Raw genomic sequence first — 14,275 nt, forward strand, 5'->3', positions numbered from 1 at the left:
AGGTGCGCGGTGGGTTGGGATGTATTTATCCCACAGTGGTTGACGTTGTCGGAAGATTATCACCGGGGAGGGAAGCTAAAAATATTGGATAACCGGGGTGAAGGAGGCGATGAGTGAGGTAGGTCTGACTGGGTCCCAAGAACGGTGCCTGCGTCTATGAGAGCTGCGGTTGATTCTCGCTTTCCTTCGCAAATAACTCGGCCCACGATCGAGAGTGCGTGAGGTCGATCTGATTGATCGACCGGCTCCGTAAGGTGCCGATACAACGCCGGTGTTCTGAAAACGGTCGATATCTTCAGTCATTCTCCCGGCGTCTGTCATGTAGACGACGAGTCGTTTCAAGGGTGAATGTTCCGTGGTGGACAGGAGGCAGTCGCTGGGATCTACGACGCAGATAGCTGCGGGGCGATGCCACTGCCACTCGCCCGCCTCAGAACTGACATGGCATCGGCAGATGCGGATCTGCCCCTCAGCGAAGCGTTGAAGCCATCGTTCCGTGAACTGTCCCCCAGCTTCCCCGAACAGGGGTGTGAAGGGGACAGCAACTTGCTCGGCGTGAAGCTCCTATATAATGGTTCGACCCCGTGATGTGATCGATCGTTTTCGTGCGGCCTGCATGTTGAACTCTGAAATATGTTGCTGACACAGATGGATCGCGTGAGGCCGCCTTGTGTAGATCCGCTCTATTCGAGAATCCTTGTCCGCATTTTCGCCTGCTCGCCTGCAGCGTACGCAGAAGGGCTGGGACGGTGCGAGATACCACCCGTTCTTCCTCTCCAAAGCGAGAGACGGCTCCGGCAAGATTTGGTACTCATACGGGGCGACGGTGGAGCTTCCGGACTTGAGAAGCTTCATAATCTGCTGAACCTGCATGTAGAACTCGTAGCTTCGAGGCATGCCCTCCGTGATGTGTACGCGGAAAACTGGACCTGAGATAAGATGTGTGGCGTTTATGTCAACATCGGTCATTGATTTTCCCGATTTCGATCGTATTCGCATTATCCGGCCGAACGATTGGCAGATGTGCATATCGTCGGAGGTTTCATAACTCGGCTTGATCGGGTCGAGATTCTGCACTATGAGATGCAACTCTACTGGTTCCTGCTCGCCTGACTCGTCTATTGCCGCAGGATTGATCACAGAGAATTCGAGAATCTGAGTGTGGGCTTCTGTATTCCGTTCCTGGGATGAGGTCCGCTTCTCCGCACTTACGATGCGGTTGGAAGGTGCGGTTCGTGCTGTATGCGTCACCGGACGTGGCGTGGTGTCGGGTAGGCGATAGGTTCCCTGATTGTCAACGAACTCCAAGAAGCCTTCGTCGCGAAGCTTCTGCAAGGTGTTGGAGAGTGATTCGCGGATTGTGCTGTTCTTCGGATACAGGTCGCTCAAAGAATCTTCGAAGAGATGATGAAGAGCGGTGCTCGTGAAGATTTCCCCGGCTTTGAACTGTCTGGAGATCATGCCGCGAACAGCGTCTGCCCAGCTCGGGTTTAGTCGTGAAGTCACAGATACTTCCTGATTGGGCGGAGAAGCTGACGCTTCGTGGCGCGTGTGCACACGCGCACCGGATTTTGTTCTGGCGGAGTTTGTCTCAACAGAGCTTCTGTCCGCTTGGTTCCGCTGCATCATGGACTGAACGCGATTCTTTCGGGCTGAACGAGACTCGTGGATGTTTCGTGTTGCACGATGGCGATAGAGGGTTCCGGCTTCGCCGGTGAAGCGGCATGGTGACCCGTCCGGCAGGGTCCTCGCGCACCAGCCAAGGGTTTCACGAATTCGATCACGCAGCCGCTCTGTGACCTCGGTGTCGGGTGGCTGTACTACCAGCTCTTCTACCAACGGACGGAGCTGGTGAACGCGACCTGTCTCCCCACGGTGATACGCAGCGAGTACCCGGTTCGTCACGCGGATTGCCAGTCGGTCGCGTTCAGTTGGCTTGTAGTTCGACTTCGGAATCGGCTTTTTCTCACCTGCCGATCTCGCTTGTTCTCCGCTCGTCAAGTTCGGCCAGGGGCCAGCAGAGCGTCGAACATTTCTAGGTGCTCGAACCATGGCAGCATCTTTCATTGTCAGCTGAGAACATTCTGTTTCTACCGCAAGTTGTTTCTACCGCAAGGTTGTCAACGGCTCGTGGTCGCATCGCCCCTGGACCGATGAAGAGGCTGCGGGGCGGCGCCCACAGGCAAAGATGCCGGCCGTGGAAAGCGATCACTGGGAAGGGAAAAGGGGATGCGGTCGCCCGGCGCAGCGAGCGGTCCGTGGTTTAGGGCCAGGGGGCGCGTGAGTGATGTAGCCGATCCGGGTCTATCTTTTCGAGCATGGCCGAATTCGCTGCACAGTCCGGGACAAACAAGAAGCTGCTCATTGCAGTAATTGGGCTGTCAGCCGTGCTCATTGTTGTTCTAGGAGTCTTCGGGTTCTCGCAACTCTTCAGTGATTCGAAGGCGGACGCGGTGTTCGCGACATGCTCAGAGTCGAACAGCGGTCTGACAATCGACGGCGACACGCTGAGGAGTGAAAAACCAGGTGGCGAACGTAGCACCGAGTTCACACGGGCTCGTAACTGCCTGTTGAGAGAGACGGAAGTGCCCCCTAGCATCGAGGATTGGATGATGTGGACTAGCGCCGATGTAGGCAAGGGCGATGGGCAATGGGAAGGCTGGAAAGCGTCGTGGACCTACAGCGTCGATGACGGCCTCGTCCTTTCGGTGACCAGCGCCTGATTGCTCGTCGAGAACTGTACAAAACTGGTTTGCGTCGGGTATGTCCGTGACTGTATTCGGGCCGACAAGAGCGTGTGGTTAATCGAATTGTGAAGTCGATCAACATATTCCGGGTTTGCGGGTGCGTCGTTCCGGCTTCGGGCATTAAGGTGCAGCGACTCTCGCCGGATGCCTCGCACGGCTCGCACGGGGTCAGCATCGACCTTTGTGTCCGTGTGAAACGCTGCGTCGGTGACAAGAGAATGCGCGTCTTGTCGAAATTGGATCGGTATTCGACGCTTCTGTGAAGCATGTATATCCCCAGTTCGTACTGAGGGAGCGGTGTCGAGAACTGGTGTCGACAATCTATGTCGAATAACCCACAGACCTTGTCTTTTCGACAGAGAAGTTTTTTTCAGGCTGCCCACCAGACGATGACGAGGGCGAAGAGGATGCAGCCGAGGATAACGGCAATTTCTGACCTCGCTCCGAGGAATTTTCGGACGCGCTTTCGTCGGTCGATGCGAGGCGGTGGTGCCGTCATGGTGTGGGGGAGGGCTGAATCGTGGCTTCGAGTCGGGTGAGGCGTTCTTCGAGGGCGCCGGTGATGGCGAGCAGCCCGAGCAGGGTGGGCTCGGTGATGTCGCTGCCGTGTTGAGCGTGTTTGAGCAGGGTGGTGCGCAGGAGTGAGCACATGGGGGCGTCGTCGCTGATGGGGAGTTGTTCGAGTTTGGCGGTCAGACGCTCGTCAGGGGAGGTCATGCGTCGCTCCTGCACGTGTGGCTCATGCAGGCAGTCCGAAGGGGTGACTGCCTGTGCGGTGGTATCGGGTGGTGCGCTGGAACCGAGGCGGAAAGCAGCGCACCAAATGGTGATGTTACTGCGTCATTGCTGACCGGTCGGTACGCGGGAGATAAGTGAAGGCGACTCATGGGTGCGATGAACTAACTCGGTACCGGTTCACCTGCAGGCGGCGAGGCACTCCCCTCGATAGTTCAATGCTCAAGTAGCTGTAACTGTGCGAAGACTGGTAACCGAGGTGGGTGGCACGTAAATTTTCGGGGGCGGCATCACCCGGTCCCCAACGGGCATGGCGAACGCTCCGCCGGTAGCCACCCCTGGTCTATCGGCGGGCGAGCCGTCCCGCAGGTTTCAGCGCATCGACTATGTTTCGCTGCACCGGCGGTCAGCGCGGGTTGGGGGTGCGCCACAGTCGCGGGGTGTCGCCGTCTTCGGTGTTGGCGAGAGCCCGGATTCCGTCGGCGTCCTGGGCGAGGACGTCCGCGAAGTGCTGTCTGTGGGTGTCGTCGAGGCCGTCGGGCAGGTTCGCACCGTCGGTGACGGATGTCGCGGCGCCGTCGAGATAGCGCGCGATGCGCAAGAGCAGAGGACGCGGGGTCGGGACGAAGAAAGCATTGGCGTCGGCGGTGATCATACCGAGAGTCGACAGTAGCGACAGGCCTGCGAGGGCTTCTTTGTCGTCGAGGTTGACGTGCGCGACTTTCAAGGCTTCGGCCAGCGCCGCGGTGGTCAGACCGACGGCAGCGACGGGCATGGAGATGCTGCGTTCGAATTCGATCAGGTCGGCGCCGGGGGCTTCGTCGTAGAGTGACACCGCGAGGGACTGTGCGAACGCGAGGAGGCGTTCGTCGGTGAAGTCACGCTGTGCGGTCTGGCGGGTGACTCTCATCAGGGTCGCGTATTCGGTGAGTTTGTCGTCGAGGATTTTCCGGGCTTCGGTGTCGGTGATCGTGAGCCCGAGATCGAGGAGTGCGGCCCGAAGTTCGGTGGATCGGGTGTGGAGCCAGGTGGGCCGGGGACTCATCGCTGCTCCTGTGAGGGTGTGGCTTTAATTGTTCTGGTGAGTTTAGATCGGCCGAACTGTGGGAGGGACGTGACCGTGGTAAGTCGCAGGCAGTGGTAGATCAGTGGAACTGTGTGCGCTACATTCGTTTTCCGCGTCGTCTCTAGTTCCGAGACGGTGACGGATGGGGTTCTCCGGGAGGTCGTCACACACGTCCGGTGGGCCGATCCCTGATCGTGCGCCCGACTCTCCCAGGTCGGGTGTACTCGGCCCGCCTGGCTGGTACTGACGACCGTCCGGGCGGGTCACCACGGAGCGGGAGTTGGCGAACGGTCATCGACGTCAGCGGCGAATTCTGGTGCATGCGGACTTCGCGCCACAGAGAAAGCCAATACACCGAGTGCGACGGTACTGTGAAGGCCTCTGGCTTGTTCGGGAGTAGGAGAGAAAAATGTGTGCTGCCGCCAAAGTTGCCTCGTCGGTGATGCAAGTAGCCAACCTGGATCGGTCGGTGAGCTACTACTGCGACGTATTTTCCTGCCGTGTCGCCTTGCGTGAACGCGAGGCGGCGCTCCTTCTGACGCCGGATGATTTCCAGATCTACATGTATGTCCAACAGGGCGCATCGCGGCGCAACATGAGCAACATCGGCGTCCACTACGTCATGTGGTCCGCTGATACCGAAGAAGAATTGGCGCGGATCAGTGAACGACTACGCGCATACGATGCCTCTACCTTCACCCAGGTAGTCGGTGGAGTGACTTTCGTCGATGGCTGCGACCCTGACGGTATACGTGTCATCGTCGCCTACCCGGGCCCAGAGAAACTACCCCGAGAGCTGATCGCACAACGATTCCACGGATGACGTGCTCAACGCACCGCAGGTAGCGGTGCGTTGGACACGTCAGTCCTCGCTGCTCACACGGTCACCGATCCACTCCAGGAGGTCGGGATCGGATGAGGTCAGACGCTCAACTTCCTCGCCCCCGTCGCAGCGCCGTAGTGAGACCGTGATCGATGTGGAGGTGCGCCGTAGAACACGCCACGTCGCTCCCGAATCCGACCACCGCGAAAGAGTTTCCACCGGTGGGTCTTCCGTCATGTCGGCTCCGCTCAGGTATTGGCCCAGCTGTCCGGTCCGAAGACCTCGTAGTGGATATTCTGCGGCGGGACGTCCCGTTCGAGCAACGATGCGCGCATCGCCAACATGAACGGCATCGGCCCGCAGAGGAAGGCTTGGGTATCGGGCTCCACTGCAATGTCTTGCAAATCCGCCCGTCCTTCGTGAACAGATCCGAACGCCACGTGCGTGCCGAGATCCTCGTACCAACGGTGCAGGGTTGCGGCGGGAATCTTCTCGACGAGTGTGCTGAGTTCTGCGCGGTGCGCATGATCCGCAATCGATCGGTCAGCATGAATGACTGAGACCGAACGCTCGGCGCCGGTGTCCACGAGATGATTGAGCATGCCGATCATCGGTGTGCAACCGATTCCGGCCGACGCGAGGAGCAATGGTGAGTCGTCGTCAGGCATCATCAGATCGCCGAACGGTGTGGTTACCGACAGCTCGGAACCTTCGAACGCGTTGTTGTAGAGGAAGTTCGACACCTCGCCGTCGGGAGTTCCCGAGATTCGCTTCACACTGATCCGCCAGCCCGCGCTGCTCGGCACGGAACAGAGGCTGTATTGACGTATCTGGCGAGCGCCGTCTGGAAGCACCACGCCGACCGAAAGGTACTGTCCGGGAGCGAAGGTGGGGAGAACGCTGCCGTCGAGTGAGGCGAGTGTCAGTGACACGGTATCGGCGGACTGCAATACCCGTTCGGTGATTCGAACCGTCCGCCAGACGTCACCGGTATCGACGCCGGCGAGCTGGTAGAGGCCTCGCTCCATCGTGATGAGGGTTTCGGCCATCAGCCAGTAGACCTCGTCCCATGCTGCCGCGACGTCGGGAGTGACTGCATCGCCGAGTATTTCGACGATTGCGGCGAAGAGGTGTTCGTGCACGATTGCGTACTGGTCAGGGGTGATGCCCAACGACGCGTGCTTGTGAGCGATACGAGAAAGGATGAGATCAACCTTGGCGCTGTCGGGTTCGAGCTGAAGCGTTGCGAATGCCGCGATAGCGCCCGCGAGTGCCTTCTGCTGTTCACCCTGTTTCTGGTTGCCGCGATTGAACAGATCACGTTCGAGTTCGGGGTGTGCGTCGAACATCGTGCGGTAGAACAGGGTTGTGATATCGCCGATGGCGGCGCCGACCACGGGAAGGGTGGCGCGAATGACCTCGGTTGACTGTGGGGAAAGCATGAGCTGCTCCGTTCGGTCGAAATTGACGTTGATCAGCTTGCTTCGTCGCTCCGAGTGGTGAGGCGAAGCAGAACAGTTTTGGACGGCTGCCGGATGACGTCTTCGATCGTGACCGCGTCGAGCGAGACGAAAAACGCTTCCTGCGCTTCTCGCAAAGCGCTCCGAAGGAGGCAGCCGCCGCGCAGTGGGCACGGTTTGTCGCCTTCGCAGTCGACGACTTCACCCGACCCTTCGAGGCGTCTGGCCAGCCAGCCGATGGTGGCGGTGCGGCCGAGTTCGGTGATGGAAAGCCCACCGCCGCGACCACGCCTGGTTGTGACGATGCCCAACTCGCCGAGCCGCGTAACCACCTTGGTGGCATGGGAGTACGACACGTTGAGCTGCTGCGCAATTACCCGGGTACTGGGGGAGGCATCGGCGTCGAGTACGGCCAACCGCATGACGACGCGCAATCCCAGATCGGTGAACTGCGTCAGCTGCATGACCCGAACCTACATAATTCGCATCTGAGATGACTATTTATGTGAGGGGGATCTCAAACGAAGGCCCAACGCACCACGTCGACATGGTCGAGAACGCTGTGAAGCGGCACCGACCGTGCATAATTGGTTCGTTGCCGAAAGGTCGAGTCGAGCACATCGTCCCGTAGTGCACTCTCAGAGGGCGGAGGTAAAACCGTACCGTCGACGCATTTCCTTGAGGTTGGCGACGTCGTTCGTGCTGAAACTCGTTGCAGTTGACCATTGCACCGCTTGCTCGTAGTCCTCTCGCCACTGGTCGATCTCACGGGCGGTGAGGCGAGTGACGGTCGGTTTCTGTCCCCCGGCTACGGGTTCGAATTGTGCTAGAAACACGGCGAGCAATGCGGCTTCGCGCCGACATCTGCTCGTCATGGCGCCACCGTCTTAACGCTGATTGCGGCCGTACGGAACGGTGCTGCAATGATCCCGCAAGCATCGATCGGATCTCCGTGAGACAGCTCGATGCGTCGAACGCAACGACGAACAAATAATGTACAGGGACTTTCGTTCCGGAAAAGCGCTGTGCTACATAGTTTCATTGCAGGTGGAGCTCCATTCGGCCCCGACCTCATGAAGAACGAACAACTTTCAAGTAACTTACCGTAACAGTACAATCCGGATTTTCGCTAACCTCAAGCTATCGACGGTTCGCTCACCGTACATCGCACCCAAACGGCAACTGTCGACGGTGTAACGGGTATGGGGGACTCGATCTGGAATCGGTCTGCCGCCGAAGACCGTCGTACACTTTTGCGTCGAGCGACTTATCCACAGTCGAGCTCGAGATCGCACGTGTAGGCATCGGCCCCATGTTGCACGGTTCGGTCCGTCGCGCGCTGTCCACAAGGGATCGGCAGGCACAGGCTTTTAGATATGAAACCACTCCCGACCAGGAGCGCTGTGCCGGGTCCAGTACAGCCGAGGGTGGTCGGTGAGAATCTGTATGCCCGACCGGATGATGAAGACCATCAGAAACAGATTAAGAAATTGCTGCGCACCCAACCATGTGGGAAGGGCAGACGTTTCCCCTGGGCTGACCTCGCGACTCCGCGGTGCTGTTCGACGAACACCTGCACCGACGACAACCCACGTAAGTGCTGTGCCGCAGCCACCGCCGCGATCAGGACGGCGAATCCGATCAGGAGCAGCCAGGGCAGGTTGAACCACTTTGCTGTGGCCGATGCGCATACGAGGTGCGATGCCGGCGGCATACGGCACCGAACCTGCCCACGTGACAGGGTTGACGACGTCTGCGACCGGGGCACAATTGTGTGCGGAATCTTTATGCCACAGTAGTTTCCGCGTGCCATGGGTCCGCTCTCGGTAGTGCAGGCGGATCGGTGGAGTCGACCATCGGTCACATCCAAACGCTGTAAGCGACACCGGCGAGAGGTCGGTGCGCAAAAAATGTTCGATGACCTGACCCTGCTCACCACTATTAGCCGCAAAGTCCGCTTACATGATTTTTTGACTACCGGGACGTATCTCGGAGCGTATATGCGGACACGTCGGGAACAAGCCATTCCCCGCCGACTTCCTCGATCGGGAGAACATCGAGGACGATGTCCGGATCCAACGGTATTGCTCCCAAGATCCGGTGAACCCGCGTGTCTGCACCAGGAGGTGATGGGTTGCGCTCGTCCCACCTGATCGAGACCCCCGCTGCAAGGAGAGCATCCTGATCGACAACCACCACTACCAGTGGAAGTCGAAGGTCCCCGTACACTGTCGCGAGAACATGCTCGAGATCCCCTGCAGTGGCAGCGTGGACGAAGCCAACCTGATCGAGAGTCTTTGCGCGGGTTGATCCTTCATATTCTCCGAATCGTTGAGCGCCCTCCCAGTCATCAGCAAGGGCTACGTGAAAAATGCATTCGTTCATCGGAAACCTTTCATCGAAATGGTCCGGGTATCAGTGAAGACATGCGGACAACAACGCGAACAGGGAAATGATCACGCTGATCAACAACACAACCTTCACCAACTCGAAAGCGATGTACACCAGATGTATCTTCGAACGCGGTAGGTCTTCTCCGGCGAGGATTCGGTCGGAGCGTTTACCCAGGAGTGGCCGGATCGCCGCAACCTGAACAATGAGCACCATCGCGGCCAGCACGAAGAACGTCAACGCGGGTGTGTCAGGTTTCGCGACGATGCAGGATGCCGCCAGTACCAGTGTCAGAACCAACTCCACGGCGTTCAGTGCGGTGAAGACCTTTCGGCCGATCCCGAGCCCGATGGCCAGGCTCACTCCTGGAGCGCGAAACTTGATCGGTGCTTCCAGGAAGGAAATCGCAGCGACCATCCCGAGCCAAAAGACCGGCAAGATTAATTGCGCGTAGCGTGCCGCTTCGGTCATAGGTCATCGGCCTCACTGGACGGGATCGAGTTCGGTCCTTCCACTACGGCTGTGGAAATCTTCCTTCTAGCTGCATGTTCTTCGGTCCTCATCCGTTCGACCATGTGCGGGTAATGCAGTTCGAACGCGGGACGCTCGGAGCGGATCCGAGGCAGTTCGGTGAAGTTGTGCCGCGGCGGCGGACAGCTCGTTGCCCATTCGAGCGAATTTCCGTAGCCCCACGGATCGTCGACCGTCACGACCTCTCCGTAGCGGTACGAGGTGAACACGTTCCACACGAACGGCAGCAGTGACGCTCCGAGAACAAACGAACCGATCGTCGAGATCGAGTTAAGCGTGGTGAATCCGTCCGAGGGTAAGTAGTCGGCATATCGCCGCGGCATGCCTTCGGCGCCGAGCCAATGTTGAACCAGAAAGGTCGTATGGAAACCGACGAAAGTCGTCCAGAAATGCCACCTACCGAGTCGTTCGTTCATGAATCGTCCGGTGATCTTCGGGAACCAGAAATAGATCCCGGCGTATGTGGCGAAGACGATGGTCCCGAAGAGAACGTAGTGGAAGTGCGCGACGAGGAAATACGAATCGGTGACGTGGAAGTCGAGGGGCGGGCTCGCCAGTATCACCCCCGACAGACCGCCGAAGAGGAAAGTGATCAGAAAGCCGATCGAGAACAGCATCGGCGACTCGAAGGTCAGTTGTCCTTTCCACATCGTTCCGATCCAGTTGAAGAATTTGACCCCGGTGGGTATGGCAATGAGAAAACTCATCATCGAAAAGAACGGCAGCAGAACGGCTCCCGTGGCAAACATGTGATGTGCCCACACTGCCGCCGACAGCGCAGAGATGGCGATCGTCGCGTAGACGAGTCCGGCGTAGCCGAAGATCGGCTTGCGGGAGAAGACGGGAAATATCTCCGAGACGATACCGAAGAACGGTATGGCCACGATGTACACCTCGGGATGTCCGAAGAACCAGAACAGATGTTGCCACAGGATCGCACCACCTGTGGCGGGATCGAAGAGGTGTCCACCGAGGTGTCGGTCCACGAGCAGTCCCATCAGCGCTGCGGTGAGTATGGGAAAAGCCAACAACACCAGGATCATGGTGATGAAGACATTCCACGTGAAGATGGGCATCCGAAACATCGTCATCCCGGGCGCACGCAGACAGATCACGGTGGTGATCATGTTGACCCCGCCCAAGATGGTCCCGACGCCGGCCAGTGCGAGTCCCATGATCCACAGATCTCCGCCGACACCCGGTGAATGCAGTGCACTGGTCAGCGGGGTATATCCCGTCCACCCGAAGTCCGCGGCCCCGCCCGGGGTGAGGAATCCGGATACGGTGATGAGCGCACCGAACAGGTACAGCCAGTAGCTGAGCGCGTTCAGTCGCGGGAACGCGACATCCGGTGCACCGATCTGCAGGGGAAGTATGTAGTTCGCGAAACCGAACACGATCGGAGTCGCATACAGCAGCAACATGATCGTGCCATGCATGGTGAAGAGCTGGTTGTACTGCTCGTTCGAGAGGAACTGAAGACCGGGCACGGCGAGTTCGGTCCGGATCAACAAGGCCATCAATCCGCCCAACATGAAGAAGGCGAACGAGGTGACCAGATACATCACGCCCAGCTTTTTGGGATCGGTCGTGGTGGCAGCGGAATAGAAGAACGATCCCTTAAACCCCCGGCGTTTCGGGTAGGGCCGCGAAGGCAGGAGTTCTGTCACAACGGGAGTCATTGCCGTTCTTCCCGCGCGGGGGATGGCGGTCCGATATTCGGATGATTCGAGTGCGGATAACCGCCTACCAGCTCCGTATCGACGCCTACGCGAACGAGATTCATGGATCCCCCCGGTGATCCCACTATCTCGGCCGCTCCGGGTAGCAGTCGATGGAAGAAGTGGGCGTTGTCGTCGATGAACTCTTCCCAGCGGGCGGGGACGTCGGATTCGTACGAGATGGCCTCGACCGGGCAGACCGGTTCGCACGCACCGCAGTCGATGCATTCGTCGGGGTGGATGTAGAGCGACCGTGCCCCTTCGTAGATGCAGTCGACCGGACATTCCTCGACGCATCCTCGGTCCATCACGTCGATACATGGTGCAGCGATCACGTACGTCATGAGTGGCCTCCAGGACACTGCCTATTTTCGAGGACATCTTTCCTCTAAAGTCTTACAGTATGGCGATACGAAAGGGAACAGGGTCGGCACGCGCCGGTACTCATGCGGTACTGGCGTCACGGCGGCGTGTCCAACTGCTGGACGCCCTGCGGGCCGGCGCGGAATCGATGACCGCCGCCGAACTGGCGGATTTGTGCGATCTGCATGTGACCACGGTTCGGTTCCACCTGAACGCGTTGATCGAGGTCGGTCTGATCGCGAAGGAGACCGAACACAACGTCACCCGTGGGCGTCCACGTCAGCTCTACCGGGCACAGAATGCACTCGGCTCGGGAGTCGGTGCTACCTCCGGATACGAAAAGTTGGCTCACGTTCTGGCGGCCCACTTCGCACGCCAGAGCGACGGCACCCCGGAGAACCTCGCCGAGGCTGCGGGCAGACAGTGGGCACTCGATGAACTCGGCGCAACCTCCGGAGCCGACCGGCCGACAGAAGAAGCGGCGCTCGTCGTCACCACCTTGTTCGCGGAGATGGGGTTCGATCCGGAACTCGAAACCTCGAATACCGAAACCCGTATCCGATTGCACGCCTGTCCGTTCGAGAGCGTCGCCCGACAAAGTCCCGGCGTTGTCTGCTCCTTGCACCTGGGCTTGATACGCGGGGTCCTGACGCGACTCGGCGCACGTCAGATCGAGAGCTCGCTCACCCCCTGGGATACCCCGCGTACGTGCCTCGCGCAACTGGAGCGGCAATGACACACAGGACCGTGTATATCGACGTTGCTGTCGCGCAGTCGCATTCCCTTCCCCGCCCGTTGTGGGACCGCTGATGTGCACGCACGATCGAACGTATTCGCCGTTTCGGCGGACCGCACCGAGACATGAACAGCTGGAAACTTCCTCACGGCAAGGGATTACATCCCATGAGCATCTATCGCATCATCTGGTGGGTCGCCGCAGCGATCCTTACCGCTTCAGGAGGGATCGTCGCAGCCGCCACCGTCCCTACCGACATTCTGGTATCGGCGGTGATTGCCGCAGTATTGATCGGAGGGGGTTCACCCTGGTTGCGACCGATCACGCTTCGCACTACTCCACCGCCCCGAACTCTCCTGACGATTGCGCTACGAGACGGCGCTACGTGGGCGGCAGTCGTGATCACTGTCATCGGATTGATCGCGCTCTCCGGCGCTGCTGCCTTACCGTTGATACTGCTGATGACCCTCACCTCGGCTCCGATGTGTCGCTACATCGGCGGCAGAGTCGAGTTCACACAGGCACTACCATGCTCGCCGAAAAGTCCCCTGATACGCACCAGCACCGTCGATGTGCCGCTTCTTCCGCTGCCGGACTGCAGCCAACTCTCGGACGAAGCCCTGTGCCGATGTTGGCGCATGAGCTGGCCCGCTCTGCAGAACGGCCCCTCGCCATCGCCGTCGACGACGGACGCGCTGCACCTCGCGCGTACCCGCGAGCGTTACCTCGACGAAATCGAACGTCGCGATCCTCGAGGATTCGCCCGATGGCTCAGCAGCGGTGCTCGTGCCGGTAGTGACCCCGCGAAGTTCCTCACCACACGAGATCATCCGCAACCCCCGACACAGGCCTGATGGAACCTCGTGCACGATGCCGATACAACTACATGATCCCGGGCGGACTTCGATCACGACTGTGTAGATGCCGCACACACACCAACCACCAGAGAACCCTGCTCGCAACCTCGTAGCCGACGAGCCGAAAACGACGTGAACCCTCGACGGCACCGGACAAATGACAGAAAGCGAACATCGTGGAAAAGATGTCTTTGACAGCGCTAGCGCGCCAACTCGCCGACAAGGCGGAAAACTCGAAGAGCGGCCGGAGCGCTCGTACCGTGTACGGCGGCCATGAGCACGTCCTGCGTCAAACCGTCATCGCGCTGGCTGCGGGGCAAAGGCTCGACGAGCACGAGAACCCCGGGGAAGCGACCGTCTACGTGCTCACCGGTCGGGTACGCCTGTGTGCAGCCGAAAACGCGTGGGAGGGATCGTCCGGCGATCTGTTGATCGTCCCGAATGCTCGGCATTCTCTCGAAGCGTTGGAGTCCTCGAGCGTACTGCTGACCGTCGCCAAAACAATCTGACAGTATCGACGGCCTTCTGCGGCCATTGATTCGACCGTTATTCCTTCTGTTTCGTTGTCGATCACGATCGAGTTGCCGAACTGTGCCCTGCTCTTTCTCTGGGTGCTGGTCTGCGGCGCTGTCTCGTGTCGATGACAACCGACCTGTGAGGTAAGTGCATTGAACCGATTCGAGTCCAACGAGTCGATCGCCCCTGTGTCCTCGGAGTCCATGGCCGGCGGCATGTCCGGCCCGTTGAACTCTGCCCTGCTTGATGCGCTGAAACAGCGCGTTGTCATCGGCGACGGAGCGATGGGCACCATGTTGCAGGCCGCGGACCTCACCCTGGACGACTTC

The 14,275-nt window shown here is 59.3% G+C and carries 16 protein-coding genes; 5 read left to right on the forward strand and 11 right to left on the reverse strand.

The annotated features are described in order from the left end of the window. Positions 1-564: 564 nt before the first annotated feature. On the reverse strand, positions 565-2,001 hold the full coding sequence (locus A2J01_RS35860; protein WP_197494252.1) for a hypothetical protein: 1,437 nt from the start codon (positions 1,999-2,001) through the stop codon (positions 565-567). Between the two features lie 317 nt (positions 2,002-2,318). Between A2J01_RS35860 and A2J01_RS19320 the strand changes: the two genes are divergently transcribed. Further along, on the forward strand, positions 2,319-2,723 hold the full coding sequence (locus A2J01_RS19320; protein ID WP_064113349.1) for a hypothetical protein: 405 nt from the start codon (positions 2,319-2,321) through the stop codon (positions 2,721-2,723). A 519-nt stretch (positions 2,724-3,242) separates the two neighbouring features. Here A2J01_RS19320 and A2J01_RS19330 read toward each other — a convergent pair. After that, positions 3,243-3,464 carry a hypothetical protein gene (locus tag A2J01_RS19330; RefSeq protein WP_024488097.1) on the reverse strand — a complete coding sequence of 74 codons (222 nt, stop codon included), beginning with the start codon at positions 3,462-3,464 and terminating at the stop codon, positions 3,243-3,245. Positions 3,465-3,888: 424 nt separating this feature from the next. Further along, entirely contained in the window at positions 3,889-4,527 is a 639-nt protein-coding gene (locus A2J01_RS19335) for a hypothetical protein (protein WP_024488096.1), read from the reverse strand. Positions 4,528-4,957: 430 nt separating this feature from the next. Here A2J01_RS19335 and A2J01_RS19340 point away from each other — a divergent pair, with 430 nt between their 5' ends. Beyond that, complete coding sequence (locus A2J01_RS19340; RefSeq protein ID WP_024488095.1) at positions 4,958-5,371, forward strand: VOC family protein; 414 nt, start codon at positions 4,958-4,960, stop codon at positions 5,369-5,371. A 39-nt stretch (positions 5,372-5,410) separates the two neighbouring features. Here A2J01_RS19340 and A2J01_RS19345 read toward each other — a convergent pair whose 3' ends face one another. The 8 genes from A2J01_RS19345 to fdxA form a co-directional block, all read right to left on the reverse strand. Further along, positions 5,411-5,608 (reverse strand): hypothetical protein, encoded by a 198-nt coding sequence (locus tag A2J01_RS19345; RefSeq protein WP_024488094.1) that lies wholly within the window; start codon positions 5,606-5,608, stop codon positions 5,411-5,413. Positions 5,609-5,619: 11 nt separating this feature from the next. After that, complete coding sequence (locus A2J01_RS19350; protein ID WP_024488093.1) at positions 5,620-6,813, reverse strand: globin domain-containing protein; 1,194 nt, start codon at positions 6,811-6,813, stop codon at positions 5,620-5,622. Positions 6,814-6,845: 32 nt separating this feature from the next. Further along, positions 6,846-7,295 (reverse strand): RrF2 family transcriptional regulator, encoded by a 450-nt coding sequence (locus A2J01_RS19355; protein ID WP_060939846.1) that lies wholly within the window; start codon positions 7,293-7,295, stop codon positions 6,846-6,848. Between the two features lie 174 nt (positions 7,296-7,469). Beyond that, on the reverse strand, positions 7,470-7,706 hold the full coding sequence (locus A2J01_RS19360) for a hypothetical protein (protein ID WP_024488063.1): 237 nt from the start codon (positions 7,704-7,706) through the stop codon (positions 7,470-7,472). 1,099 nt (positions 7,707-8,805) lie between these two features. Then, positions 8,806-9,216: a DUF952 domain-containing protein gene (locus A2J01_RS19370; protein WP_024488064.1), complete on the reverse strand. Its 411-nt coding sequence runs from the start codon at positions 9,214-9,216 to the stop codon at positions 8,806-8,808. A 30-nt stretch (positions 9,217-9,246) separates the two neighbouring features. Next, positions 9,247-9,693, reverse strand: coding sequence for a hypothetical protein (locus tag A2J01_RS19375; protein ID WP_024488065.1), 447 nt, complete (start codon positions 9,691-9,693; stop codon positions 9,247-9,249). Then, positions 9,690-11,435: an aa3-type cytochrome oxidase subunit I gene (gene ctaD / locus A2J01_RS19380; protein ID WP_030537915.1), complete on the reverse strand. Its 1,746-nt coding sequence runs from the start codon at positions 11,433-11,435 to the stop codon at positions 9,690-9,692. The genes A2J01_RS19375 and ctaD overlap by 4 nt, the downstream gene beginning before the upstream one ends. Then, positions 11,432-11,818, reverse strand: a complete 387-nt coding sequence (gene fdxA, locus A2J01_RS19385; RefSeq protein WP_064113351.1) for a ferredoxin — start codon at positions 11,816-11,818, stop codon at positions 11,432-11,434. The genes ctaD and fdxA overlap by 4 nt, the downstream gene beginning before the upstream one ends. Positions 11,819-11,877: 59 nt before the next feature. Between fdxA and A2J01_RS19390 the strand changes: the two genes are divergently transcribed. The 3 genes from A2J01_RS19390 to A2J01_RS19400 all read left to right on the forward strand — a co-directional run bounded on the left by A2J01_RS19390 (position 11,878) and on the right by A2J01_RS19400 (position 13,939). Further along, positions 11,878-12,573, forward strand: coding sequence for a helix-turn-helix transcriptional regulator (locus A2J01_RS19390; protein ID WP_024488067.1), 696 nt, complete (start codon positions 11,878-11,880; stop codon positions 12,571-12,573). 167 nt (positions 12,574-12,740) lie between these two features. Next, positions 12,741-13,427 (forward strand): hypothetical protein, encoded by a 687-nt coding sequence (locus A2J01_RS19395; RefSeq protein WP_064113352.1) that lies wholly within the window; start codon positions 12,741-12,743, stop codon positions 13,425-13,427. Positions 13,428-13,606: 179 nt separating this feature from the next. After that, positions 13,607-13,939 (forward strand): cupin domain-containing protein, encoded by a 333-nt coding sequence (locus tag A2J01_RS19400; RefSeq protein ID WP_007732991.1) that lies wholly within the window; start codon positions 13,607-13,609, stop codon positions 13,937-13,939. The last annotated feature ends 336 nt before the right edge of the window (positions 13,940-14,275 follow it).

The sequence above is a fragment of the Rhodococcus sp. EPR-134 genome, assembly GCF_001647205.1.
GTDB classification, from domain to species: Bacteria; Actinomycetota; Actinomycetes; order Mycobacteriales; family Mycobacteriaceae; genus Rhodococcus_F; species Rhodococcus_F qingshengii.